Source organism: Burkholderia sp. PU8-34, assembly GCF_053427725.1.
In genome coordinates this window covers 39704-65214 of sequence record NZ_JBSAXC010000020.1, presented here as the reverse complement: position 1 = coordinate 65214, position 25511 = coordinate 39704, and the positions used below count along the sequence as shown (strand labels likewise).

Sequence of the window (25511 nt, the reverse complement as noted above, 5' to 3'; positions counted from 1 at the left end):
CGCGCGGCTGCATGGCGGCATCACGAGGGGGCGAATTTTCGCCCCCTTTTTATCGTCCGGGCGGCGCGGGCGCACTACGAACCGGCCGGTACTGCACCGCACCGCACCGCACCGCGCCGCGCCGTACCGCGCCGCACCGCACCGCACCGCACCGACACCGACACCGACACCGACACCGACACCGACACCGACACCGACACCGACACCGACACCGACACCGACACCGACACCACACTCCCGGACCCCGACTCCATCCGATCCGACGTGCCGCGCATCGTGCCCCCGCGCACCGCGTGACCCGGCCCGCCGCCACACCCGGCAAAGCCTCGCCGCCGCGCCATTCCCGCTTGCGCCTGCCCGCGCCCGATTCCCCGAAATACCCCCCTTTCCCGGCTTTGCTCGACCGATCGGCGTTTGACGCCTCCATGAATAATCGGTGTCACTGGAAAGCGGCATCCCGCCGTACCCGTCTGGAGGCCCCGTGGCAGACGAGAGCGATCTCGACAAGACCGAAGCCGCCACTCCGAGGCGCCGCGAGAAGGCGCGCGAGGAGGGGCAGGTCGCGCGTTCGCGCGAACTGGCTTCGTTCGCGCTGCTCGCGGCGGGCTTCTACGGCGCGTGGCTGCTCGCGGGGCCGATCGGCATGCACCTGCAGACGATGCTGCGCGGCGCGTTCTCGTTCGACCGCGCGGCCGCGTTCGACACGCACCGGATGCTGTCGGCGGCCGGCAGCGCGAGCCTCGAAGGGCTCGCCGCGCTCGCGCCGCTGCTCGCGCTGACGGGGCTTGCCGCGCTGCTCGCGCCGATGGCGCTCGGCGGCTGGCTGATCTCGTCGAAGACGTTCGAACTGAAACTCGACCGGCTGAACCCGCTGACGGGTCTTGGCCGGATGTTCTCGATCCAGGGGCCGATCCAGCTCGGCATGTCGCTCGCGAAGACGCTCGTCGTCGGCGGGATCGGCGGCGTCGCGATCTGGCGCGCGAAGGACGAGCTGCTCGGCCTCGCGACCCAGCCGCTCGACGCGGCGCTCACCGATGCGCTCCACCTCGTCGCCGTGTGCTGCGGCACGACGGTCGCCGGGATGCTGGTGGTCGCGGCGCTCGACGTGCCGTATCAAATCTGGCAGTACAACAAGAAGCTGCGCATGACGAAGGAAGAAGTGAAGCGCGAACATCGCGAGAACGAAGGCGATCCGCACGTGAAGGGGCGGATCCGCCAGCAGCAGCGCGCGATCGCCCGGCGCCGGATGATGGCGGCCGTGCCGAAGGCCGACGTGGTCGTCACGAACCCGACGCACTTCGCCGTCGCGCTGCAGTACACCGACGGTGCGATGCGTGCGCCGAAGGTCGTCGCGAAGGGCGTGAACCTCGTCGCCGCGCGGATCCGCGAGCTGGCCGCCGAGCACAACGTGCCGCTGCTCGAGGCGCCGCCGCTCGCGCGGGCGCTGTATCACAACGTCGAACTCGAGCGCGAGATTCCCGGCTCGCTGTATGCGGCGGTTGCCGAAGTGCTCGCGTGGGTGTACCAGCTCAAGCGCTTCCGCGTGGAAGGCGGCGCGTTCCCGGCCGTGCCGGTCGATCTCGACGTGCCGGCCGAACTCGACAAGGGCGCGTCGGTGTCGGCCGACGACGAGCGCGACGAAGCCGAGGATGTGCTCGGAGGCGCGGCATGAGCACGCCCGCCAACCTGTTCGCGAAGCGCCCGAACCTGCTCGCGGGCACCAACCTGCGCGCGCTCGCGGGCCCGATCCTCATCTGCATGATCCTGGGGATGATGATCCTGCCGCTGCCGCCGGTGCTGCTGGATCTGCTGTTCACGTTCAACATCGCGCTGTCGGTGATGGTGCTGCTCGTCAGCATGTACACGATGAAGCCGCTCGACTTCGCGGCGTTCCCGAGCGTGCTGCTGTTCTCGACACTGCTGCGCCTGTCGCTGAACGTCGCGTCGACGCGCGTCGTGCTGCTCGAAGGCCACACCGGCCCCGACGCGGCCGGCCAGGTGATCGAGGCGTTCGGCCACTTCCTCGTCGGCGGCAACTTCGCGGTCGGCATCGTCGTGTTCGTGATCCTGATGATCATCAACTTCATGGTGATCACGAAGGGCGCGGGGCGGATCGCCGAAGTGTCCGCGCGCTTCACGCTCGACGCGATGCCCGGCAAGCAGATGGCGATCGACGCCGACCTGAACGCGGGCCTCATCAACGAGGAGCAGGCGAGGAAGCGCCGCCAGTCGGTCGCGCAGGAGGCCGAGTTCTACGGCTCGATGGACGGCGCGTCGAAGTTCGTGCGCGGCGACGCGATCGCGGGCCTGATCATCATGGCGATCAACGTGATCGGCGGGCTGATCGTCGGGATGGTCCAGCACGACATGACGTTCGCGGCGGCCGGCACCAACTACACGCTGCTGACGATCGGCGACGGCCTGGTCGCGCAGATCCCGTCGCTCGTGATCTCGACCGCGGCCGGCGTGATCGTGTCGCGCGTCGCGACCGACGAGGACATCGGCACGCAGATCACCGGCCAGCTGTTCACGAACCCGCGCGTGCTGACGATCACCGGCGCGATCATCGTGCTGATGGGCCTGATCCCCGGCATGCCGCACTTCGCGTTCCTGCTGCTCGGCGGCGGCGCGATCTGGCTCGCGCGCACGCAGACGAAGCGCGCGGCGGCCCGCAAGGCGGCCGGCGACGTCACCGACATCGCGCCGCCCGCGGCGCTCCCCGCCGACAGCCACGAGGCGAGCTGGGACGACGTGCAGCTGATCGACCCGCTCGGCCTCGAAGTCGGCTACCGGCTGATCCCGCTCGTCGACAAGAACAGCGACGGCGAGCTGCTCAAGCGAATCAAGAGCATCCGCAAGAAGTTCGCGCAGGAAATCGGCTTCCTGCCGCCCGTGATCCACATCCGCGACAACCTCGAGCTGCGGCCGAACGCGTACCGGATCGCGCTGAAGGGTGTCGAGATCGGCACCGGCGAGGTGTACCCGGGCCAGTGGCTCGCGATCAACCCGGGCCAGGTGACGGCCGCGCTGCCCGGCGCGCCGACCCACGATCCGGCGTTCGGCCTGCCGGCCGTGTGGGTCGACGTCGCGCTGCGCGAGCAGGCGCAGGTGTACGGCTACACGGTCGTCGACGCGAGCACGGTCGTCGCGACGCACCTGAACCATCTCGTCGTCCAGCACGCGGCCGAGCTGCTCGGCCGCCAGGAAGTGCAGGCGCTGATCGAGCGCACCGGCAAGGACGCGCCGTCGCTCGTCGAGGATCTCGTGCCGAAGACGATCTCGCTGACGACGCTGCAGAAGGTGCTGCAGAACCTGCTCGAGGAAGGCGTGCCGATCCGCGACATGCGCACGATCATCGAGGCCGTGTCCGAACAGGCCGGCCGCCTCACCGACGCGTACGACATCACGGCCGCGGTGCGGCTCGCGCTCGGGCGCGCGATCACGCAGCAGTGGTATCCGGGCGCGGGCGACATGCAGGTGATGGGGCTCGACGCGAATCTCGAGCGCGTGCTGTCGCAGGCGCTCGCCACCGGCGCGAATCCGGGCCTCGAGCCCGGTCTCGCGCACAACCTTCTGACCGGCACGCAGCAAGCGATGCTGCGTCAACAGAATCTCGGGCTGCCGCCCGTGCTGCTGGTGCAGCACGCGCTGCGCGCGATGCTCGCGCGCTTCCTGCGCCGCAGCCTGCCGCAATTGAAAGTGCTGTCGTATGCCGAAGTGCCGGACACACGCACGATCAAGGTCGTTAACGTCATCGGGGGTTCCGCTTGAACATTCGCAAATTCACCGGCGCAACGAGCCGCGACGCACTGCGGCTCGTACGCGAGGCGCTCGGCGCCGACGCCGTCGTGCTGTCGAACCGCACGCTCGATGACGGCAGCGTCGAGATCACCGCGCTCCCCGACGCCGAGCTGGCTGCGATCGCGCCGCCCGCCGCGGCACCGGAACTTGCCCGGGTCGCCGCGCAACCGGGCGCGGCGCTGGCGGGCTTCGCGCCGCGCACGCGCGCAGCCGCCAATCCGTATGCGATGGGCGACGGCGGGCTGCCGGACGTGTTCTCGTCGGTGTTCGGCACGAGCGCCGAAGCGGACGATGAACCGGCGGACGGTTCGGCTTTCGCCGGTGAGCCGGTTGCCGCAGCGGCACCTGCCGCGGCATGGCCCGCCCCGGGATCGCCCGCCGCGGGATGGCCCGCCGCCCCTTCCGAACCCGCGCCGTGGCTCGTCGAGCATGCGAAGCGCCTGACGCAGCAGCGCGAGGCGCTTACGGCACGCAGCCAGCCCGCGCCGGCAGCCGAAGGCGGCCACCGCGCGCCGGCCGACGCCGCCCGCGCGCCACGTGCCGCTGACGTGCCGCCGCCTGAATGGGCGCGCGACATCGTGCGCGACGCCGCGCGCCGCATTCCGGTCGATGCGGGCGCACCGCGCCGCGCGGCCGACGCACCCGCGCCGAAGGCGGCCGAGCGCACGCGCATCCCGACCGATGCGGCTGCGGCCGTCGCCGATGCGGTCAAGGCGCGCATCGAGCGAATCGTCAACGACACGGTGATGCACGAGCTCGGCGCGCTGCGCGGCATGATGGAAGAGCAGTTCGACAGCCTGATGTGGCACGAACGCCAGCGCCGCAGCCCCGTGCACGGCGCGCTGACGAAACACTTGTTCGCGGCCGGCTTCTCCGCGCAGCTCGTGCGGATGATGGTCGACAACCTGCCGCAGGGCGAAGGCTCGGAGACGTTCGAGCAGGCGAGCGAGTGGGCGCAGTCGGTGCTCGCGGCGAACCTGCCGGTGCTCGAAAGCGAGGATGCGCTGATGGAGCGCGGCGGCGTGTTCGCGCTGATGGGGCCGACCGGCGTCGGCAAGACGACGACGACCGCGAAGCTCGCCGCGCGCTGCGTGATGCGCTTCGGCGCGAGCAAGGTCGCGCTGCTCACGACGGACAGCTACCGGATCGGCGGGCACGAGCAGCTGCGGATCTTCGGCCGGATCCTCGGCGTGCCCGTACACGCGGTGAAGGACGCGGGCGATCTCGAGCTCGCGCTGTCCGAGCTTCGCAACAAGCACATCGTGCTGATCGACACGATCGGCATGAGCCAGCGCGATCGCGCGCTGTCCGACCAGATCGCGATGCTGCACGGCGCGAACACGCCGGTGCAGCGCCTGCTGCTGCTCAACGCGACGAGCCACGGCGACACGCTGAACGAGGTCGTGCAGGCGTACCGCAGCGCGGGCGACCATCCGGACCTCGCCGGCTGCGTGCTCACGAAGCTCGACGAGGCGACCCATCTCGGCGGCGTGCTCGACACGGTGATCCGCTACAAGCTGCCCGTCCACTACGTGTCGACCGGCCAGAAGGTGCCGGAGAACCTGTACGTCGCGACGAAGAAATTCCTGTTGAAGAGTGCGTTCTGTGTGCCGCGTGACGGCTCGCCCTTCGTGCCGCAAGACGAGGACATGCCCACGCTGCTTTCCGCGTTGACCGCACGTTCCACCGCCGAGCTGCACGAGGTGCGCTTTGGATAAATGCATGATCGACCAGGCTGAAGGATTGCGCCGCCTGCTGGCCGGGCGTGCGTCGAGAATCGTCGCGGTGACGGGCGGTCCGGTGGGCGTCGGCTGCACGTCGACCGTCGCGAACCTCGCCGCCGCGCTCACGGCGCTCGGCAAGGACGTGCTCGTCGTTGACGAGCGCGCCGACGTGCACTCGGCCGCCGCGACGCTCGCCGGCGCATGGCTGCGCGACGGCGCGCGCACACGGGTCACCGGCGGCTTCGCCGTGTGCGCGGCAGCGCGGCTCGCGCGCGCCGGCTACAGCGACGCGCAGCTGAGCGATTTCATCGACGGGCCGGCCGACATCGTGCTCGTCGATGCGCAGCTCGGCGCAGACGGCAGCTTCTCGGCGCTCGCGCGCGAAGCGCATGACGTGCTGATCGTCACGCGGGTCGCCGCGCAGGCCATCACCGAGGCATACGCGTGCATGAAGCGGCTGCATTTCGCGCATGCGATCGCGCAGTTCCGCGTGCTGACCAACCACGTCGGCAGCCATGCCGATGCGCGGATCGCGTACGACAACCTCGCGGGCGTCGCGCGCCGCTACCTGGCGGTGTCGATCGCCGACGCCGGCTGCGTGAGCGCCGATCCGCTCGTCGAGCACGCGCGCGAGCTCGTGCGCACGGCAGTCGACGCGTTCCCGACGTCACCCGCCGCACGCGACTACCGGCAGATTGCCGCCGACCTGCTGTACTGGCCGCTGCGCCCGAGGCCGGGCGCGCGGCGGACCCTTGCGGGCAGCCCGTCGTTCGCGGCGGGGGCGGCACACGCCGCGTGAGCGTCACAGGAAGGAGAGAGCCATGATGTACAACGCTCAAGGAAAGATTTCGCAGGCCGACGTGCTCGCGCAATACGCGCCGCTCGTGCGCCGCCTTGGCCTGCAGCTCGTCGCGAAGATGCCGGCGAGCGTCGACCTCGACGACCTGATCCAGGCCGGGATGATCGGCCTGATGGACGCGGCCGGCCGCTACAAGGAAGACCAGGGCGCGCAGTTCGAGACCTATGCGACGCAGCGCATCCGCGGCGCGATGCTCGACGAGCTGCGCAGCAACGACTGGCTGCCGCGCAGCCTGAGGAAGACGTCGCGCGAGGTCGAGCAGGCGGTGCACCAGGTCGAGCAGCACCTCGGCCGCGCGGCGAGCGAGGCGGAGATCGCGCAGCACCTGAACATGCCGCTCGACGAATACCAGGGCATGCTGCAGGACCTGCACGGCAGCCAGCTCATCTACTACGAGGATTTCGACCGCGCGGCGGACGACGAGCCGTTCCTCGACCGTTATCGCGTCGACCACGCCGATCCGCTGTCGGCGCTGCTCGACGAGCACCTGCGCGAGGCGCTCGTCGAAGCGATCGAGCGGCTGCCGGAGCGCGAGAAGCTGCTGATGTCGCTGTACTACGAACGGGGTCTGAATCTGCGCGAAATCGGTGCGGTGCTCGAGGTCAGCGAATCGCGCGTGTGCCAGCTGCACAGCCAGGCGGTCGCGCGATTGCGCGCGCGGCTGCGCGAGCAGGCGTGGGTCGGCGCGGAGAACTGAGTGGGCGGTCGGCGCGGGGTGCGCAGCTTCTGCGCTACCCAACGGGTTTGTCCGCTACGCAGCGTCTGCATCAAATACCGCGCCTCATTCGTCTTGCCAATCTTCCATCAGAGGTGGGCCGGTCAGTTGCAGCGTAATCAGGTAGCGCTCGTCTTCCGGCCGGTTTTCGTGAATGAAGCGGCGAACATCGATCGACACCTGATATTTGTCACCCGCCAGCCAGAACGCTTGAGGCGAGAGGTTGGATCGCATGCGTGCCCTCGTCTCGGGCGTATCTGCGATCGGCGGATGTCTCGCAACAAGAATCGGATGCCAGCCTCCGCGACGCAATTGATTCTGCAAATCGAGAAGGATTGCCATCGTCGCATCGAGCGGCAGTGTTTCAACCTGGGGCGAAAGGGTGACGGACCAAACCTTTCCATGCGTATCCGCATAGATACTGAGAAACTTCGCAGCGGGCGTCACGAATCCATATTGAGTGTCGCTAAACCGCAAAGCTGCAGGCCGCTTGACATACAGATTGATCGAATTGTCCTGCGTCGCAATCGGCAATGTCGAGCGGGATTGCTGACGCACTTGCTCATACGGTTCTCCAATCGTCAGCACAACCTCATCGACGGGCCGAATCGCCGCCAAGCCCTCCCATATAAGGGCGAGCGCGAACATGGAGCCAGCTATCCGCCAGCACCATCCAGTTTTCCGGATCGTCATCAACGGCCTCCCTGCGCAATAACAAACAGGGAGTTTTCCACAAGCACACGTTGAATCGGATCTCTCAATAGCTCCTCGAATCGACGCGCGGCGCGCATTACAAATGCCATTCGCTGATCTGCATTGGCCAGGTTTGCCAGCGGCTGCTTGCTGAACACTTCTTGCCGCGCATTGCCACCATTGACCGTACATTGATTGGCAAGCGTCAACTGGATCTCTCGAGACGATGCCGTTGGAATGTTCAGAGCCCACGCAAACTGATTGGCCCGCATCAATACCGCAAAATATGGGTCGTCGTACATGGCGGTCTGGAGAATGTTGAGCTGTTCATGTCGAGCCAGCAACCTGACGCCTTCATTCAGATCCCCGGCATCTATCGCTCTGAAGCCGCCGCGAATTTCGTCTTTCATCGAGGCAAACGGGACGCTGTCGCCGATCGGCCACCGAACCGTTCCCCGGAGTTGCGCGCGTTCGCCCAAGCAACGCTCAAATCGTTGGAGACCGAATTTCTTGTAGAACATGTGCAGCGGCCAGATATCCAGAAACAGCGACATGTTGCCCTTGGCGAGCATCTCATAGGCCTTGCGCGCGCCTTCTCCGGCCGCTTGATCGTGAACCGGCATTCTTGGCGACCCATACGGCGCCAACCTCTCCAAGGGGGAACTGGTTCGTTCCCACTGCTGATACACATTGCGCTGCCGATTCGATTTTCCGATCATGTCGGCCGCATTCATCAGACCGCACCCAACCTGCTTCGACGCAAACGCGGCCAACCCCGCCCACTGGAACCGGCGATCATCGAGCCAGAGTTGCGCATACGCCGCGTTGATTCGGCGATTGATCGATATCGGATCGCCGCCCGAGACAATTGCTTCAGCCTGATTCTGATAGTGACGCCAGCAGTTCACGCAATCCTGCCGGTCGTCCTCAGCGCGCTTCCTGGCAGCGGCCTCATCCTCTCGCCAATTCGGGTAGCAAATCGGGCAACGTCGATCATTACACTTCTGCATAACTCTCACTCGTTCTTGTGGTCTTTCACTGCGCCGCCTCGACGGCCATTTCGGCAGGCGCGCTTGTGCGGTAGTTCGCGACTACTGCCGGGCCAATCTAGCCGATCCCGCGCAGCCCTCATCTCATAAAGCGCGCTCAAAGCAGCCCGTCTCGACCTACAGGGGCGAATGACATCATCCCGCCCTCAAATGCGAAACGCCGGATGCAGCGCATCCGGCGTTTCAAGCGGCCACTACTATCGGTTTGCTTCCGGACTCGGCAGCGATCCGGATTTCCACGATCGCCAGTGCGGGCGGCGCGGGCCAGCAAAGCAACAGATGCTCGTGACCAAGAAATCTTCCCGCCGATTTGCTACAATCCCTCCCGTTTTCCGAGGAGCGTTGCGACGGACGATCATGCGTCCGCCAGGCTCGGAAGGCTTCACCAAGCGGGCAGGGCCGCGGCGCATCGCGCCGGCCGCCGCTTCCTGAACGGCGCTCACGTCACCATTTTCTAGAACTTTTTAGAAAGGAGGGCGTGATGAACGCCATCATCGATTCGAAAGCTTCCAACGATTACATCGTCGCCGACATGGCACTTGCCGGCTGGGGCCGCAAGGAACTGAACATCGCCGAGACCGAAATGCCGGGCCTCGTGCAGATCCGCGACGAATACAAGGCGCAGCAGCCGCTGAAGGGCGCGCGCATCGCAGGTTCGCTGCACATGACGATCCAGACGGGCGTGCTGATCGAGACGCTGAAGGCGCTCGGCGCCGACGTGCGCTGGGCGTCGTGCAACATCTTCTCGACCCAGGACCACGCCGCGGCCGCGATCGTCGAAGCCGGCACGCCGGTGTTCGCATTCAAGGGCGAATCGCTCGACGAATACTGGGAGTTCTCGCACCGCATCTTCGAATGGCCGAACGGCGAATTCGCGAACATGATCCTCGACGACGGCGGCGACGCAACGCTGCTGCTGATCCTCGGCTCGAAGGCCGAGAAGGATCGCTCGGTGATCGCAAAGCCGACCAACGAGGAAGAAGTCGCGCTCTTCAAGTCGATCGCCCGCCACCTGGACATCGACGCGAACTGGTACTCGACGCGCCTCGCGCACATCAAGGGCGTGACCGAAGAAACCACGACCGGCGTGCACCGCCTGTACCAGATGGAAAAGGACGGCCGCCTGCCGTTCCCGGCGTTCAACGTGAACGATTCGGTCACGAAGTCGAAGTTCGACAACCTGTACGGCTGCCGTGAGTCGCTCGTCGACGGCATCAAGCGCGCGACCGACGTGATGATCGCGGGCAAGGTCGCAGTCGTCGCGGGCTACGGCGACGTGGGCAAGGGCTGTGCGCAGTCGCTGCGCGGCCTCGGCGCAACCGTGTGGGTCACCGAAATCGATCCGATCTGCGCGCTGCAGGCGGCGATGGAAGGCTACCGCGTCGTGACGATGGAATACGCGGCGGACAAGGCCGACATCTTCGTGACGGCGACCGGCAACTACCACGTGATCAACCACGATCACATGAAGGCGATGCGCCACAACGCGATCGTCTGCAACATCGGCCACTTCGACTCGGAAATCGACGTCGCGTCGACCCGCCAGTACACGTGGGAAAACATCAAGCCGCAGGTCGACCACATCATCTTCCCGGACGGCAAGCGCGTGATCCTGCTGGCCGAAGGCCGCCTCGTGAACCTCGGCTGCGCGACCGGCCACCCGTCGTTCGTGATGTCGAACTCGTTCGCGAACCAGACCCTCGCGCAGATCGAGCTGTTCACGCGCGGCGGCGAGTACGAGAACAAGGTGTACGTGCTGCCGAAGCACCTCGACGAGAAGGTCGCGCGCCTGCACCTCGCGCGCATCGGCGCGAACCTGTCGGTGCTGTCGGACGAGCAGGCGTCGTACATCGGCGTGTCGAAGGAAGGCCCGTTCAAGCCGAACCACTACCGCTACTGATGACGCGATGCCGCCGTCCGGCAGGGCGGCGGCGTGCAGGCAGGGCGGCCGCGTGCAGCACGGCGCGGCCGCCGTTCCGTCATCCGGGCAGCAGTGCGCGGCATGAGCGTCCCGGCCTGACCGGGCGCCACGATCATCAACCGAACCGGAGCATTACATGAGCGTCATCCTCACCTGGATCATCAATGCCCTCGCGCTGCTGATCATCACGTACCTCGTGCCGTCGATCCACATCAAGAGCTTCGGCACCGCGCTGATCGTCGCGGTCGTGCTCGGCCTCATCAACGCCGTGATCCGTCCGGTGCTGATCCTGCTGACGCTGCCCGTCACGATCGTCACGCTCGGGCTGTTCATCCTCGTCGTGAACGCGCTGTGCTTCTGGTTCGCGTCGTCGTTGCTGAAGGGTTTCGAGGTATCCGGGTTCTGGTCCGCGTTCTTCGGTTCGATCCTGTACAGCATCGTGTCGTGGCTGCTGTCCGCCCTGATCTTCGGCCAGCGCAACATCGGCTGAGCGGGTTGAAACTCCCATCATGAAACCGATCGAACTCTCGTTTGAATTCTTCCCGCCGAAGACGGCGGAAGGCGTCGAGAAGCTGCGTGCGACCCGCGCGCAACTGCTGCCGCTGAAGCCGAAATTCGTCTCCGTGACGTTCGGCGCCGGCGGCTCGACGCAGCAGGGCACGCTCGATACCGTGCTCGACATGCAGAAGGACGGCCTCGAGGCCGCGCCGCACCTGTCGTGCATCGGCTCGTCGAAGGACAGCCTGCGCGCGATCCTCGACCAGTACCGCTCGCACGGCATCCGCCACATCGTCGCGCTGCGCGGCGACCTGCCGTCCGGCATGGGCGAGGTCGGCGAGCTGCGCTATGCGTCCGAGCTCGTCAGCTTCATTCGCGCCGAGCACGGCGACTGGTTCCACATCGAAGTCGCCGCGTATCCGGAATACCATCCGCAATCGCGCTCGCCGAAGGCCGATCTCGAGAATTTCGCGCGCAAGGTGAAGGCCGGCGCGAATTCCGCGATCACGCAGTATTTCTTCAACGCGGACGCGTATTTCCGCTTCGTCGACGACGTGCGCAAGCTCGGCGTGGACGTGCCGATCGTGCCGGGCATCATGCCGATCACGAACTTCTCGCAGCTGATGCGCTTTTCCGAAATGTGCGGCGCCGAAGTGCCGCGCTGGGTCGCGCGCCGGCTCGAGAGCTTCGGCGACGACCGCGATGCGATCCGCGCGTTCGGCGCGGACGTCGTCACGGGCCTGTGCCGGCGTCTGCTCGACGCAGGCGTGCCGGGGCTGCACTTCTATACGCTGAACGGCGCGGCCGCGACGAAGACGATCTGCGAACGGCTCGGCGTGTAAGTCACGCCCGTGCGCCGCATGCGTAGCATGTTGCGGCCTCTGTCTGACAAAGCCCCGCCGGTGTCGTGCCGGCGGGGCTTTCTTTATCCGCGTACGCCAGGCCGCTGCCGCGCCGTGCGTCAGCCCTGCGCCTGCATCAGCGGCGGGCGGCGGTCGAACCACGGCCGTGCCTGTTCGAGCTGCCATGCGAGCTTCAGCAGCAGCGCATCGTCGCCGTGGCGCGCGGCGAACTGCACGCCGATCGGCAGGCCGCGCGCATTCCAGAAAAGCGGCACCGACATCGCCGGCTGGCCGGTCAGGTTGAACAGCTCGGTGCAGCCGGCCCACGCGAACGCCTTCTGCGACGCCTTCGCGAGCATTTCCTTCAAGAGCGGCTTGATCGGCAGCGCCGCGAGCAGCTTCATCTGCGCGTGCTCGAACGGCGTCGGCTGCAGCTCGCCGATCTTGACGGGCGGCCCCGCGAGCGACGCGCACAGGATCACGTCGTAGCGCGCGGCAAGGCCCGTGACCTGTACGGTGAGCTGGCGCTGCCACTCGAGCACGTCCGGCAGCCGCGTGCGCGCGAGCCGCCGGCCGACGACGGCCATCGCCCAGGTCGCCGCCTCGAATTCGCTGCGCCGCGGCGTGCGGCCCGTCAGCTGCCGCGCGCCGAGCACCATTTCCTCGGCGATCGTCGCCCACAGCGTCAGGAAGGTTTCGCCGGCGCGCGCATAGTCGACGTTCAGCGTCGCCGGCTCGACGTGGTGGCCGAGCGACGCGACGAGCGCGGCCGCGTCGTCGAGCGCCGCGCGCGTGTCGCCCGCGAGCGCGGGCGCCAGCATCGGATCGGCGACGATGCCGATCCGCAGCGCATCAGGCGGCGTGTCGAGCGCGCCGAGGAACGTGCCGGGCGCGCCGGGCGGCAGCGTCTGGCCGGTCGTCACGTCGAGCAGCAGCGCGCTGTCGCGCACGCTGCGCGCCACCGCATGCTGGACGACGAGGTCGCCGTTCATCGGCAGGTCGACGAGCGCCGGATTGCGGCTCGGCTTCAGCCCGAACAGCCCGCAGCACGACGCCGGGATGCGGATCGAGCCGCCGCCGTCGGACGCATGCGCGAGAGGCACGATCCCGGCCGCGACGGCCGCGGCCGCGCCGCCGCTCGAGCCGCCGGGCGTGTGATCGAGGTTCCACGGGTTGCGGCACGCGCCGAACAGTTCCGGCTCCGTGTACGGCATCTGGCCGATCTCGGACGTGTTGGTCTTGCCGAACACGTTGAGCCCCGCCGCGCGGCTTCGCGCGATCAGCGGCGAATCGGCGTCGGGCGCGAAATACCGGTAGTGACGGCTGCCCATCGACAGCGGCAGCCCCGCGACCGCCGCGCCGAGATCCTTGACAAGATAGGGCACGCCGGCGAACGGGCCGTCGGGGTCGTGCGTCGCGGCGGCGCGCTCGCGGGCGGCGTCGTAATCCTGCAGCACGATCGCGTTGATCGCGGGATTGACCGCTTCGGCCTGCCCGATCGCGGCGTCGAGCAGTTCGCGCGGGCTCACCTTGCGTTGCCGGACGAGATCGGCGAGACCGATCGCGTCATGGGCGAGATAGTCTGAATGCACCGCTGTCACCCCCGTTGTGACGTGTGGCGATGGAAAGCGGCGGGCCCGGTCCCCGCGCGTGGGACGGGCCCGCCGCCGGCTGCGTTACAGGTGCTCGGCGAGGAAGGTCAGCGTGCGGCCGTGCGCGAGCGCCGCCGCGCGCTGGTTGTAGGACGCGCGATCCCAGCAGTTGAAGCCGTGCTCGGCGCCCGGATACAGGTGGAACGCGGCGTTGTCGCGGCCGGCGAACGCGGCCTTGACCTGGTCGACCGCCGTCAACGGAATGCCGTGATCGTTCTCCGCGTAATGGAACAGGATCGGCTGCGTGACCTGGCCCGCGACGTCGAGCGCGCTCTGGATGCCGCCGCCGTAATAGGCGACCGCCGCATCGACCTTGCCGGTCGCGGCCGCCAGGTACGCGAGGCGGCCGCCGAAGCAGTAGCCGATCGCGGCGACCTTGCCGCCGACTTCAGGCCGCGCGCGCAGCACGTCGGCCGCCGCGGCGAGGTCCGCGACCGCGAGTTTCACGTCGGTCTTCTGCAGCAGCTCGATGCCCTTGTCGCGATCCGCACCTTCGTAGGCCAGCTCGACGCGCGGCTGGGTGCGCCAGAACACGTCCGGCGCGAGCGCGACGAAGCCGTCGGCCGCGTACTGGTCCGCGACCGAGCGGATGTGCGCGTTCACGCCGAAGATCTCCTGGATGATGAGGACGGCCGGGCCCTTGCCGCGCCTGGGCAGCGCGAGGTAGCCGCCGAAACTGTCGTTACCGGTCGGGATGTCGATCCATTGGGCAGTCACGTTGAACTCCTGACGAGCGAGGCGGCGTGGGGCGCGCCTCGGCAGTGAAAAAAGGGGGCGGCCTAGTGTGCCACCTTTCACCGCGCACTGCAGGATGCCCGCTTGCCGCTTGCCGCTTGCCGCTTGCCGCTTGCCGCTTGCCGCTATCGGCTACCCGCTTGCCGCTTGCCGCTACCCGCTACCCGCTACCCGCTACCCGCTACCCGCTACCCGCTACCCGCTACCCGCTACCCGCTGCCCGCTTGCCGCTTGCCACTTCCCACTTGCCACTTGCCACTTGCCACTCGCTCTCGCTTCTCGCCTCTCGCCTCTCGCCTCTCGCCTCTCGCTTCTCGCCTCTCGCTTCTCGCGCAGCGATCGTTCCGTTCACGATTATTCATTTTTCGGCGGCGCGGCGCTTCGGTACAGTCAAACGCATCGGCCGTTTACAAAGCGCTTTCGCGCGTCACCGAAGGATCTCCATCATGTCATTCCGCTCCCTGTCCACACCGTTCGTTGAACGCTTCGGCCTGCGCGCGCCGCTCGTGCAGGCGCCGATGGTCGGCGCTACCACGTCCGCCATGGTCGCCGCCGCGTCGAATGCCGGCGCGCTCGGCAGCCTCGGTGCCGGCGCGTTCGCGCCCGAGCGTCTCGCCAATGAAGTCGCGCAGATCCGCGCGGCCACCGACCGGCCGTTTGCGGTCAATTTGTTCGTGCTGCCGGACGCCGCGCCCGACGCGGCGACGGTTGCGCGCGCACTCGCGGCGATCGATCCGCTCAACGCGGCGTTCGGCTTGCCTCCCGGCGCCGCGCCCGCCCGTTTCACCCCCGACTTCCGTGCGCAGCTCGACATGTTGGTGTCGCTGCGCGTGCCGGTCGCGAGCTTCACGTTCGGCGTGCTCGACGCAGCGGAGGTCGCGCGGCTGAAGGCGGCCGGCACCTACGTGATCGGCACCGCGACGCACGTCGCCGAAGGGCTCGCCTGGCAGGCGGCGGGTGCCGACGCATTGTCCGCACAGGGCGCCGAGGCGGGCGGCCATCGCGGCACGTTCATCGGTGCGGCGGAAGACGCGCTGATCGGCACGATGGCGCTCGTGCCGCAGCTCGCCGACGCGACAGGCCTGCCCGTGCTCGCGGCGGGCGGCATCATGGACGGCCGCGGGATCGCGGCGGCGCTCGCGCTCGGCGCGCAGGCCGCGCAGCTCGGCACCGCGTTCCTGACGTGCACGGAAAGCGCGATCGCGCCGGACTGGAAGGCGCGCCTCCTCGCGAGCGCCGATACGTCGACGCAGGTCACGCGCGCGATCACCGGCCGCCACGCGCGCGGGTTGCGCAACGCGCTGATGGCGCGGCTCGGCGAACGCATGGCCGATGTCGCGCCGTATCCGGTGCAGAACGCGCTCACGCAGCCGCTGCGCCAGGCCGCCGCGCGCGCGAACGACGGCGACTACCTGTCGCTGTGGGCAGGGCAGGGTGCGCCGCTCGCGCGGCGGCGCGCTCACGTACTGACGACTGCGCAACTGGTCGACGCGCTCGATGCTGAATGGCGCGCGGCGGTGGGCTGATCGAAACCCTTGACGCAGCCCAAGACACAGCCCAAGACGCAGCCCAAGACTCAGCCCACGACGCAGCCCTTGAGCGACGCGAAACGCGCGTGCCGTCACGCGCGTTTCATTCAACGATTCCGCGCACAGAATACCTATTCGAAATGTCGCGGGAAGGTTTTAAAGCGGCGATTCATAAAGTCGTAAGAAACTAGCGGAAACCCTTATCCGGCGGGCTTTACAGCGATTTCAGAAAGGCGTCTGATATGTACTTGCATCGGTAGTGTTACTACTACCCCCAAAAAGTCCCACAAATTAATTTGATCACCTACACTTGCGCGCAAGTACGGGCGGGCGGCGGCTAAAAGCGGCTGTTTCACGTGCTTGAGGCCAAGTGCATGAACGATGCAACCGGCGAATCGTCCAGTGATTGCAAACACAGGGATGGCAGCGGGGCACCGGGCGATGGCGTTTTTTGGGACCGAAACTGGAGACTTACATGAATATCAAGATGCAAAAGCTGTTGCCGATCACCGCCGCAGCAATGCTGTGCGCTGCAGCTGCAAGCAACGCGTTCGCCGATCAAGTCGTCAAGATCGGCCACGTTGCGCCGTTGACGGGCGGCATTGCACACCTCGGCAAGGACAATGAAAACGGCGCGCGTCTCGCAGTCGAGGAGATCAACGCGAAGGGTCTCACGATCGGTGGCCAGAAGATCACGCTGCAACTCGATGCGCAGGACGACGCCGCCGACCCGCGGCAGGCGACGCAGGTCGCGCAGAAGCTCGTCGACGACAAGGTCGTCGCAGTGGTCGGCCACCTGAACTCGGGCACGTCGATCCCGGCCTCGAAGATCTACAGCGATGCGGGCATCGTGCAGATCTCGCCGTCGGCGACCAACCCCGCCTACACGCAGCAAGGCTTCAAGACGACGTACCGCGTCGTCGCGACCGACGCGCAGCAGGGCCCGGCGCTGGCGAACTACGCGCATTCGAAGGGCATCAAGAGCGTCGCGGTGGTCGACGATTCGACCGCTTACGGCCAGGGTCTCGCGAACGAGTTCGAGAAGAAGGCGAAGTCGCTCGGCCTGAACGTGATGTCGCACGATGCGACGAACGACAAGGCGGTCGATTTCCGCGCGATTCTGACCAAGATCAAGGGCGAGAATCCGGACGCGATCATGTACGGCGGCATGGACGCGACGGGCGGCCCGTTCGCGAAGCAGGCGAAGCAGCTCGGCCTGCGCGCGAAGATCCTCGCGGGCGATGGCGTGTGCACGGAAAAGCTGGCCGATCTGGCCGGCGACGCGACCGACAACATCGTGTGCTCGGAAGCAGGTGCGTCGCTCGAGAAGATGCCGGGCGGCGGCGCGTTCAAGGCGAAGTACGAGAAGCGCTTCGGCCAGCCGATCCAGATTTACGCGCCGTTCACGTATGACGCGGTGTACATCGTCGTCGACGCGATGAAGCGCTCGAATTCGACGGATCCGGCGAAGATTCTCGCGGCGATGCCGGCGACGAACTACACGGGCGTGATCGGGACGACGACGTTCGATTCGAAGGGCGACCTGAAGCACGGCGTGATCTCGCTGTACAACTACAAGAGCGGCAAGAAGACGTTCCTCGATGAAGTGAAGATGTAATCGAGCGGTCAACAGCAGGGGCAGAAGCGCGCATGCGGCAACGCATGCGCGCTTCGTTTTTCGGGGGCCGCAGAAGCTCCAACGTGCGGCGGCGTGTGCGTCAGATCTTCAGGTGCGCGAGCACCTTCGGCGCGACGGCCGCGACGAGCGCCGCGCACAGCGCGACGACCGTGAGCCCGATCTTCAGGTTCGCGGCCTGCGCGACTGCGCCGATCAGGACCGGACCGAACAGCAGTCCGAAATACGCGAGGCCGGCGACATGCGCAAGGCCTTCAGCCGCGTGGATGCCTTTCACGCGCGCGGCGGCGGCGAACAGCACCGGCATCATGTTCGCGAGGCCGAGTCCCATCAGCGTGAAGCCCGTCAGCACGACGGCCGGATACGGCAGCAACAGCGCGCCGGCCATCCCCGCGCACGCGAGCGATGCGCTTGCGAACACGAGCTGCGGTGCGCCGAAGCGGGCGCGCACCGCGTCGCCCGCGAAGCGCGCTGCCGCCATCCCGCCACAGAACGCCGCGTACGCGGCACTCGCGAGCGCGGGACTCGACGCGACGACGTCGCGCATGTAGACCGTCGCCCAGTCGTACATCGCGCCTTCGGCGACGAGCGCGACGAGCGCGATGCCGCCGAGCATCCACAGCGCGGGCGAGCGCCAGCGATTGCCGCCGCCGTGCGCGTGTTCGTGATGCGGCACGTGCGGCAGGACCGCCGGGCACGACGCGACGAGCACCGCGGCGCTGACCGCCGCGGCGAGCGCGAGATGCGCGGCGGGCGCCATGCCGGCCGACAGCAGCGCGCCGCCGGCCGCGGCGCCGGCCATCCCGCCGACGCTGAACATCCCGTGCAGCGCCGACATGATCGGCCGGCCGAGCGCGATTTCGACCGCGCTCGCCTCGGCGTTCATCGCGACGTCGAGCGTCGCCATCGAGAAGCCGAACAGCGCGAGCACCGCGAGCAGGAGCGGGTAGTCGGGCACGACAAGGATCAGCGCCGCGCACGCCGACATCGCGACGCCGCCAGCGAGGCACGCGGTGCGCGAGCCGACGCGCGTGATCCAGCGTGCGACCGTCATCATCGCGAAGATCGAGCCGCCGGCGACCGCGAACAGCGCGACGGACAGGAGCGCGGGGCTCAACGCGAACTTGTCGCGCACGGTCGGCACGTGCACGCCCCATGACGCGTACATCATCCCGGCGACGAAGAACAACGCCATCGTGGCGGTGCGTGCGCGCCGACGGACCGGGAGCGGCAGGGCGCGATGCGCGGCGGGCGGCGCGGCGAGGTCGGGGGAGGAATCGGACACGGAACGCTCGTCAGAAGGAAAATGACCGGCATATCGGATGCCGTCTGGAATTCGTCCGATTCTATCGAACCGCTTACGATTTTGCTGGCGGCGGTGGTCGGTGGTCGGTGGTCGGTGGTCGGTGCTAGGTGCTAGGTGCTAGGTGCTAGGTGCTAGGTGCTCGATGTTCGGAGTTCGGAGTTCGGAGTTCGGGGTTCGGGGTTCGGGGTTCGGGGTTCGGGGTTCGGGGTTCGGGGTTCGGGGTTCGGGGTTCAGGGTTCAGGGTTCAGGGTTCAGAGTTCAGAGTTCAGAGTTCAGAGTTCAGAGTTCAGAGTTCAGAGTTCAGAGTCGCGCGTTCGAAGCCCGATACGCTACGTCCCGCGTTCTACCATCGGCACATCACACGATTCGCCGCACCATTCGCCGCGAGTAACATCGATCCGCCGCCTTTCGACTGCAGGAGTTTTCGTGAACATCGACCCCGCCCTCCCGCTGCACCTGCTGCACCGCTGCGCGCTCGGCACGCTCGCGACACACGCGCGCGAGCCGCAAGGCTTTCCGTATCCGACGGTCGTGCCGTTCGCGCCGGATGCGCGTCACCGGCCGGTAATCCTCGTGAGCGGCCTTGCCGAGCACACGCGCAACCTGGCGGCCGATCCGCGCGCCGGCTTCCTCGTCGTCGACGCGCCGGACGGCGACGTGCTCGACGCCGAGCGCGCGACGCTGCTCGGCCGCTTCGCGCCCGTCGATGCCGATCCGCATCTCGCCGCGCGCTACCTGCGCTACGCACCGGATGCCGAGCGTTATCTCGCGCTCGGCGATTTCACGTTCTGGGCGCTCGACGTCGAGCGGCTGCGCTATATCGGCGGATTCGGCCGGATGGGCTGGGTCGACGGCGCCGCGCTCGATTTGCGCGCGCCGCTAGGATTCGACGAGGAACAGGCGCTGTGGGCGGCCTACGACACCGGCGACGTGCGCCGGGCCGGCCTGGACCTGCTCGGCGTCGACCGCTACGGCGCGGACTGGCGACGCGACGGCCTGCGGATGCGAACGGCATTCGATGCGCCGCAGGCCGATGCGGACGGATTGCGCGCGCAGCTGATCGAATGCGCACGGCGTGTGACCTGACGTCGCGGCTGGCCGGATGCTCATTCGTCTTGGCTATACAAGCTGAATTTTCCGATCCTGTCGTCAGATGAAAGCTTTGATTTTTCTGACGCAGGGTAATTGCGTATGTTGAAAGTCTTAATGCATTGCGACTTATGTCCTAATCTGCGTGTAAGGACGTAACAATTTGAGATATGGCCGAGACCGGTCAAATTGACCCGCACGAATTACTATTCGAACTCGGGATTTTCAATGAGTGCTGCTTCAGGCAATTCTTTTTTGTGCTAATCTCTGCCTTCAAAATCCGAGGCACAAATATTTCGTGAATGGTGAGCTGGCGGCAGACCGGCGCCGTCGATCAATTGGAAAGGAAAACTATGTCTTCTTACAAGGACCTGCTGGCCCAGCGGGAGAAGCTGGAGAAGCAAATCGAAGAAGCCAAGTCGCGTGAATACGCCGAAGTGCTCAATGATGTGAAGCAAAAAATCGCCGATTACGGCTTTTCGCTCGCCGAGCTCGGTCTGAACCGCGCGAAAGTCGGCAAGGTCGGCCGTCCGCGTGCTGGCGTCGCGGCGAAGTACCGCGATCCCGAGTCGGGCGCGACGTGGTCGGGCCGCGGTAAGCCGCCGCGCTGGATCGCCGGCAAGAATCGCGAGCAATTCGCAATTTAAGCGTTTGTTTAAGTTGTGTGGCCAAAAGGCTGCGTGTCCGTTTGCCGGACCGCGGCCTTTTTGCATTGTGTGTGTCGGATGTGTGTGCGTCGTCACGAAGATGTCACGGCCGACCGTGAATGAAAATGCGATCCGTTCGCATAAGCGATTGATTTAACTGGAAAATTTAGGGTTATCGGAATGGGGTGCGGGCCAGGTTTGATAGAATCCGGCATCCACTTCGATATCTCATATTTCATGTCCTCCTTTTCCGGCGACGCACAGAGCGCAGATAAGCACGCGGTCGCGCGCAAGAGCACCCTCGTCAGTATTGCGCTGAATGTCGTGCTGGCCACCTTTCAAATTGTTGTCGGCGTGATAGCGCATTCGCAGGCATTGATTGCCGACGGCGTTCATTCGATTTCCGATTTGGTGTCGGATTTTGTCGTGCTGGTTGCGAATCGCCATAGTGGTGCACTGCCGGACGCCGATCACAATTACGGGCACAGCCGCTACGAGACGGTTGCGTCGCTGTTTCTCGGCGCGATTCTGATCGCGGTCGGGGTCGGCATGCTGTGGCGCGCCGGCGATCGCCTCGTGCATCTCGAAGATATCCCGCCCGTGCATTTCTCCGCGCTGATTGTCGCGGTGACCGTGCTGCTGTCGAAGGAAGCACTGTTCCGCTACATGCTGCGCGAAGCGCAGCGCGTGCGCTCGGCAATGCTCGTCGCGAATGCGTGGCATGCGCGGTCGGACGCCGCGTCGTCGCTCGTCGTCGCGATCGGCATCATCGGCAGCCTCGCGGGCTTCCGGTTGCTCGACCCGATTGCGGCCGCGATCGTCGGCTTCATGGTCGCGAGGATGGGCTGGACGTTCGGCTATGACGCGCTGCAGGACCTGTCGGATCGCGCGCTCGACGAGAGCGACACCGCCGAGATCCGCGCGTTGCTCGCAGCGACGCCCGGCGTGCGCGACGTGCACGATCTGCGCACGCGCAAGATGGGGGATTCGGCGCTCGTCGATGCGCACATCCTGGTCGATCCGATGATTTCCGTTTCGGAAGGGCACTACATTGCCGAAACCGCGCGCTCGCGCGTGCTGAAGGACCGGCGCGTGCTCGACGCGCTGATCCACGTCGATCCGGAGAACGACGCGGCGCGCCGTCCGGCGCTGGCGCTGCCGCCGCGCGACGAGATCGCGGCGCGGCTCGAGGCGGAACTCGCGCGGCGGGGCCTACGCGCGAGCGCAGTCAACCTTCACTACCTGAGCACGGGCCTCGAGATCGACGTGACGCTTGCCGCCGATCCGGCCGCGGGCAGCGACGGCGACGCAGCGCTTGCCAGGCAGCTCGACGTCGACGAGCTGGCGCGGCAGTTCGGCGCGCGCCGCATCAGCTTCACGCGGGCGGTGCCGGCGCGTCCGTGACGCGCGCGGCGGGCGAGTGCGGCGTCCGTGTGCCGGCCCGCAATGACCTGTAACCGACCCGAAGTCGGTCCGTAGCGGGGTGCGCGGCTGGCGTGAGCGACGGCCGTGTGCCGGCCCGCAATGACCCGTAACCGACCCGAAGTCGATCCGTAGCGGGCGCAAAGCCGGCCCGCGTGGCCGTTACAGCGGGAGCTGCGTGTCGAACTTGATTTCGCGCAGCACGACGCTCGTGCGCACCTGCGACACGGCCGGGATCTTGAAGATGCGTTCGTGCAGGAACACGTCGTATGCCTTGATGTCGGGCGCGACGATCTTGAGGATGTAATCGGCTTCGCCGGTCGTGCTGTAGCACTCGGTGACTTCCGGACAGGTCGCGATCTCGCGCTCGAACTGCTCGACGCCGCCCTCGTTGTGGCGCGTGAGGTGCACGTGCGCGAGCGCGCAGACGTGCAGGCCGAGCTTCTCGCGGTCGAGCAGCGCCGTGTAGCGCTGGATCACGCCGGACTGTTCCATGTCCTTGATCCGGCGCCAGCACGGCGTGCTGGACAGGCCGACCTGGTCGGAGATTTCCTGGACCGAGCGGCGCGCGTCGAGCTGCAGCAGGCGAAGGATTTTTTGCGAAAAGGAATCGAGCGTCACCTGCGCCTCCATGCGGCAGATACAACACTCAGAATGTTAGAGGCGCGAGGAAGGAAAGGCAATCCGACGCGCCGTCGCTGAGCGAGATTCGCTAATTTGCGCGCGGATCCGTAGCGTTTTGTCCCGCCGCGCCGTTGTCGTCCGTCAGGCTGCCGGAGGCCGCCTGCGCGGCGAGCGCGGCCTGCTGCACGCGCAGGTCGGCGAGCATGTTGCAGAAGAGGGCGCCTTGCTCGATCGCGTCGTCGAGCGCGACGTGCGTATGCGGATGGTCGTCGAACCAGTGCTTCGGGAAGCGCGGCTTGATCGCCTTGCGGTACGGCAGGCCCGTCATCGCGAACGCGAGCGTCTTGATGTCGAGCGCCGACCACGAGAACGGGCAGCGGCCGGCGAAGCGCATCATGTACCAGAACATGAACGTGAAGTCGAAGCCGGCCGGCATCGCGACGAACACCGGCTTGCCGGGCAGCGCCTCGACCCAGTCGACGTACGCGACGAGCGCAGCCTCCGGCGCCTGCAGGTCGCGCCGGCACGCGGCCCATGCTTCGGGCTGGGTCTTCCACCACGCGTCCTGCACCGGATGCGGCTGCGCGCCGGGCAAGGTCTCGAGGTTCGCGGAAAACGTCGCGATCAGCTGCTTGTCCTCGGTGTAAGCGGCCGACGCGAAGCTCAGCATCGAGTGCGGGCCGGGAATCGGTCCGTCGGCCTCGACGTCGGTGCTGACGTAGATTTCCGGAATCGCCGTCTGACTCATCCGAACACCTTGTCCGACACGAACGGGTTCGTGCGGCGCTCGTCGCCGAACGTCGACACCGGGCCGTGGCCCGGCACGAACGTGACGTCGTCGCCGAGCGGCCAGAGCTTCTCCTTGATCGACCGCACGAGGTCGGCATGGTTGCCGCGCGGGAAATCGGTGCGGCCGATCGAGCCGGCGAACAGCACGTCGCCGACGATCGCAAGCCGGTGCGCGCGGCTGAAGAACACGACGTGGCCGGGCGTGTGGCCCGGGCAGTGATAGACGTCGAGCGTTTCGTCGCCGAACTGCACGGTATCGCCGTCGTTCAGCCAGCGATCGGGCTCGAATGCGTCGGCGGCCGGAAAGCCGAAGCGCTCGCTCTGCATCGGCAGCTTCTCGATCCAGAAGCGCTCCTCCTCCTGCGGCCCCTCGATCGGCACGCCATAGTGCGTCGCGAGCGTCTTCGCGCCCGCACAGTGGTCGATGTGCCCGTGCGTGAGCAGCACCTTGTCGATCTGCACGTTCTGCTGCGCGACTTCCTGCCGGATCCGTTCGAGATCGCCGCCCGGATCGACGACGGCGGCGCGGCCCGTCTTTTCGCAGACGAGCAGCGAGCAGTTCTGCTGGAACGGCGTAACCGGAATGAGCGTGACTTTCATGGAAGCACCGGCGGCTAAAAGGCTCGATTGTACCGGGCGGGCGGGCTGCCTGCCGTGCGTGCGGCGCACGATCCGCCGCACGCGCGGGCAATCCCGGAGCATCCCGATTGTTACCGCTATAGCGAGAATCAATGGAACGGACGGGCCACTTTCGGGGGGCGACGTTTTGATTTATGTATAATGGCGCCCATCACGCGTGAAAACCACGCGTTTCGCTGGTGTTCGAGCCCCGTTTTCAAGGGGCCATGAGCACCGTCAAAGCATCGGCCGCCGGGGAGTCCGGCGGCGAATCCAGCACCGAGCGTTCGGTGCTCACGTCTTGTCCGGCCGGGTGCTGCGCGCCCGCTGCGGCCTTGCTGCCGCGACGCCGGATGAGGCCTGTGCCGCCGTTCCTGTGCGTTGGCTGTTGCAACGCGCGCGAACGTGAAAGCCATGTTCGATGGCGGCATGTGGGGTCTGGTCAGGCTGCCGGGGACAGGTTGCGCCAGACGTGAAAGATAATCAGGACGGTTGCGGCGAGTACGATAGCCGCGCCCATGCATGCCGCCTGCTCGCGTTCGAGCCGGGCGTGCGCGCATTTGCCGTCCGGGCCGCGTATCAACGTTGAAGAAGGAGCGGCCCGAACCAGAAGGCGACACGTCGATGAATTTTCGATTTCCGAGCCGATTCGGGACATTGGCAGTATTTCTCGCGCTAACGGGCTGTGCGGTGCAGCCCAGCCAGACGACCAACAGCGCGAACCAGAAGAACTCGGTCAGGACGACCGACACCGCGAATGCGGGCAACAACTCGCAACTGAATTTCGATTCGGCGCTGGCATCGATGCCGGCCGATAGCAAGGACACGAAGAGCGCGTCGCTGGCGGACGCGCAGCCGATCGACGGCGCCGACGTGTCCGACTTCCGGCAGTCCGGCAGGGCATCGTGGTACGGCAGGGGCTTCCACGGCCGCCGCACCGCGAACGGCGAGCGCTTCAACATGAACGCGCTCACCGCCGCACACCGCACGCTGCCGCTGTCGTCCTACATCAAGGTGACGAACCCGACGAACGGCAAGTGGGTCGTCGTGAAGGTCAACGATCGCGGGCCGTACAAGCGCGGCCGGGTGCTCGACCTGTCGTACGCGGCCGCCAAGGTGATCGGCCTCATCCACGCAGGCACCGGGCGCGTGAAGATCGAGGGGCTGTCGCCGCAGGAAGCACGCGAGGCACGCGACGAGATGCTCGCGTCGAACTCTGTGAAGTAACGCCGCGAGGCAACGCCGCAAACGCGGCGCGGACCTCCCGCACATGAAAAAGGGCTGCCTTCGGGCAGCCCTTTTTCATTTCGGCGCGGCGGTTTCCGGCGGCTCGGCGGCGGGTGTCGCGCAGCCCGCAGACCG

The 25511-nt window shown here is 66.8% G+C and carries 23 protein-coding genes and 1 riboswitch; of the genes, 14 read left to right on the top strand and 9 right to left on the bottom strand.

From position 1 onward, the window contains the following. Window positions 1-74: 74 nt before the first annotated feature. Window positions 75-254, bottom strand: coding sequence for a hypothetical protein (locus tag ACV22Z_RS31225; RefSeq protein WP_448080098.1), 180 nt, complete (start codon window positions 252-254; stop codon window positions 75-77). Between the two features lie 227 nt (window positions 255-481). On the opposite strand from ACV22Z_RS31225, the gene flhB reads away from it, so the two are divergent. Genes flhB through ACV22Z_RS31200 form a run of 5 tightly spaced genes read left to right on the top strand, consistent with a single transcriptional unit; the run spans window position 482 to window position 7081 of the window. Then, entirely contained in the window at window positions 482-1672 is a 1191-nt protein-coding gene (gene flhB / locus ACV22Z_RS31220) for a flagellar biosynthesis protein FlhB (protein ID WP_448080097.1), read from the top strand. Then, window positions 1669-3771: a flagellar biosynthesis protein FlhA gene (flhA, locus tag ACV22Z_RS31215; RefSeq protein ID WP_448080096.1), complete on the top strand. Its 2103-nt coding sequence runs from the start codon at window positions 1669-1671 to the stop codon at window positions 3769-3771. The genes flhB and flhA overlap by 4 nt, the downstream gene beginning before the upstream one ends. Then, entirely contained in the window at window positions 3768-5519 is a 1752-nt protein-coding gene (flhF, locus tag ACV22Z_RS31210) for a flagellar biosynthesis protein FlhF (protein WP_448080095.1), read from the top strand. The genes flhA and flhF overlap by 4 nt, the downstream gene beginning before the upstream one ends. Next, window positions 5512-6324, top strand: coding sequence for a MinD/ParA family ATP-binding protein (locus ACV22Z_RS31205; RefSeq protein ID WP_448080094.1), 813 nt, complete (start codon window positions 5512-5514; stop codon window positions 6322-6324). The genes flhF and ACV22Z_RS31205 overlap by 8 nt, the downstream gene beginning before the upstream one ends. Window positions 6325-6346: 22 nt before the next feature. After that, complete coding sequence (locus tag ACV22Z_RS31200) at window positions 6347-7081, top strand: RNA polymerase sigma factor FliA (RefSeq protein WP_448080093.1); 735 nt, start codon at window positions 6347-6349, stop codon at window positions 7079-7081. Window positions 7082-7165: 84 nt separating this feature from the next. Here the strand turns inward: ACV22Z_RS31200 and ACV22Z_RS31195 are convergent, their stop codons facing one another. Together ACV22Z_RS31195 and ACV22Z_RS31190 are read right to left on the bottom strand one after the other, a co-directional pair. Next, the gene (locus ACV22Z_RS31195; RefSeq protein WP_448080092.1) at window positions 7166-7747 is read right to left on the bottom strand and encodes a flagellar biosynthesis sigma factor; all 582 of its coding nucleotides are present in this window, start codon (window positions 7745-7747) and stop codon (window positions 7166-7168) included. Between the two features lie 44 nt (window positions 7748-7791). Then, window positions 7792-8802 carry a DUF2515 family protein gene (locus ACV22Z_RS31190; RefSeq protein WP_448080091.1) on the bottom strand — a complete coding sequence of 337 codons (1011 nt, stop codon included), beginning with the start codon at window positions 8800-8802 and terminating at the stop codon, window positions 7792-7794. Between the two features lie 367 nt (window positions 8803-9169). Beyond that, window positions 9170-9289: riboswitch (S-adenosyl-L-homocysteine riboswitch) on the top strand. 33 nt (window positions 9290-9322) lie between these two features. On the opposite strand from ACV22Z_RS31190, the gene ahcY reads away from it, so the two are divergent. From ahcY to metF, 3 genes are all read left to right on the top strand, one after another. After that, complete coding sequence (gene ahcY / locus ACV22Z_RS31185; protein WP_448080090.1) at window positions 9323-10741, top strand: adenosylhomocysteinase; 1419 nt, start codon at window positions 9323-9325, stop codon at window positions 10739-10741. Window positions 10742-10898: 157 nt separating this feature from the next. Next, window positions 10899-11252 (top strand): phage holin family protein, encoded by a 354-nt coding sequence (locus ACV22Z_RS31180; protein WP_448080089.1) that lies wholly within the window; start codon window positions 10899-10901, stop codon window positions 11250-11252. A gap of 19 nt (window positions 11253-11271) precedes the next feature. Next, window positions 11272-12102, top strand: coding sequence for a methylenetetrahydrofolate reductase [NAD(P)H] (metF, locus tag ACV22Z_RS31175; RefSeq protein WP_448080088.1), 831 nt, complete (start codon window positions 11272-11274; stop codon window positions 12100-12102). A 119-nt stretch (window positions 12103-12221) separates the two neighbouring features. Here the strand turns inward: metF and ACV22Z_RS31170 are convergent, their stop codons facing one another. Further along, a complete protein-coding gene (locus ACV22Z_RS31170) occupies window positions 12222-13694 on the bottom strand; it encodes an amidase (protein ID WP_448080087.1) in 1473 nt (490 codons plus the stop codon). Window positions 13695-13778: 84 nt separating this feature from the next. After that, window positions 13779-14471 carry a dienelactone hydrolase family protein gene (locus tag ACV22Z_RS31165; RefSeq protein ID WP_448080086.1) on the bottom strand — a complete coding sequence of 231 codons (693 nt, stop codon included), beginning with the start codon at window positions 14469-14471 and terminating at the stop codon, window positions 13779-13781. 464 nt (window positions 14472-14935) lie between these two features. On the opposite strand from ACV22Z_RS31165, the gene ACV22Z_RS31160 reads away from it, so the two are divergent. Further along, window positions 14936-16015: an NAD(P)H-dependent flavin oxidoreductase gene (locus tag ACV22Z_RS31160; RefSeq protein ID WP_448080085.1), complete on the top strand. Its 1080-nt coding sequence runs from the start codon at window positions 14936-14938 to the stop codon at window positions 16013-16015. Between the two features lie 478 nt (window positions 16016-16493). Then, window positions 16494-17636: a branched-chain amino acid ABC transporter substrate-binding protein gene (locus ACV22Z_RS31155; RefSeq protein ID WP_448080084.1), complete on the top strand. Its 1143-nt coding sequence runs from the start codon at window positions 16494-16496 to the stop codon at window positions 17634-17636. A 100-nt stretch (window positions 17637-17736) separates the two neighbouring features. Here ACV22Z_RS31155 and ACV22Z_RS31150 read toward each other — a convergent pair whose 3' ends face one another. Next, window positions 17737-18939: an MFS transporter gene (locus ACV22Z_RS31150; protein WP_448080083.1), complete on the bottom strand. Its 1203-nt coding sequence runs from the start codon at window positions 18937-18939 to the stop codon at window positions 17737-17739. 447 nt (window positions 18940-19386) lie between these two features. Between ACV22Z_RS31150 and ACV22Z_RS31145 the strand changes: the two genes are divergently transcribed. The 3 genes from ACV22Z_RS31145 (at window position 19387) to ACV22Z_RS31135 (ending at window position 22100) form a co-directional block, all read left to right on the top strand. Continuing rightward, window positions 19387-20046 (top strand): HugZ family pyridoxamine 5'-phosphate oxidase, encoded by a 660-nt coding sequence (locus tag ACV22Z_RS31145; RefSeq protein WP_448080082.1) that lies wholly within the window; start codon window positions 19387-19389, stop codon window positions 20044-20046. A 356-nt stretch (window positions 20047-20402) separates the two neighbouring features. Further along, window positions 20403-20696, top strand: coding sequence for an H-NS histone family protein (locus ACV22Z_RS31140; RefSeq protein WP_448080130.1), 294 nt, complete (start codon window positions 20403-20405; stop codon window positions 20694-20696). A gap of 237 nt (window positions 20697-20933) precedes the next feature. Continuing rightward, on the top strand, window positions 20934-22100 hold the full coding sequence (locus ACV22Z_RS31135) for a cation diffusion facilitator family transporter (RefSeq protein ID WP_448080081.1): 1167 nt from the start codon (window positions 20934-20936) through the stop codon (window positions 22098-22100). A 180-nt stretch (window positions 22101-22280) separates the two neighbouring features. Here ACV22Z_RS31135 and ACV22Z_RS31130 read toward each other — a convergent pair whose 3' ends face one another. From ACV22Z_RS31130 to ACV22Z_RS31120, 3 genes are all read right to left on the bottom strand, one after another. Next, entirely contained in the window at window positions 22281-22751 is a 471-nt protein-coding gene (locus ACV22Z_RS31130) for an Lrp/AsnC family transcriptional regulator (protein ID WP_006477376.1), read from the bottom strand. A 79-nt stretch (window positions 22752-22830) separates the two neighbouring features. Continuing rightward, on the bottom strand, window positions 22831-23490 hold the full coding sequence (locus ACV22Z_RS31125) for an exonuclease (protein ID WP_448080080.1): 660 nt from the start codon (window positions 23488-23490) through the stop codon (window positions 22831-22833). Next, window positions 23487-24131 carry an MBL fold metallo-hydrolase gene (locus tag ACV22Z_RS31120; RefSeq protein ID WP_448080079.1) on the bottom strand — a complete coding sequence of 215 codons (645 nt, stop codon included), beginning with the start codon at window positions 24129-24131 and terminating at the stop codon, window positions 23487-23489. The genes ACV22Z_RS31125 and ACV22Z_RS31120 overlap by 4 nt, the downstream gene beginning before the upstream one ends. Before the next feature lie 642 nt (window positions 24132-24773). Between ACV22Z_RS31120 and ACV22Z_RS31115 the strand changes: the two genes are divergently transcribed. Further along, the gene (locus tag ACV22Z_RS31115) at window positions 24774-25376 is read left to right on the top strand and encodes a septal ring lytic transglycosylase RlpA family protein (protein ID WP_448080078.1); all 603 of its coding nucleotides are present in this window, start codon (window positions 24774-24776) and stop codon (window positions 25374-25376) included. Window positions 25377-25511 lie beyond the last annotated feature (135 nt).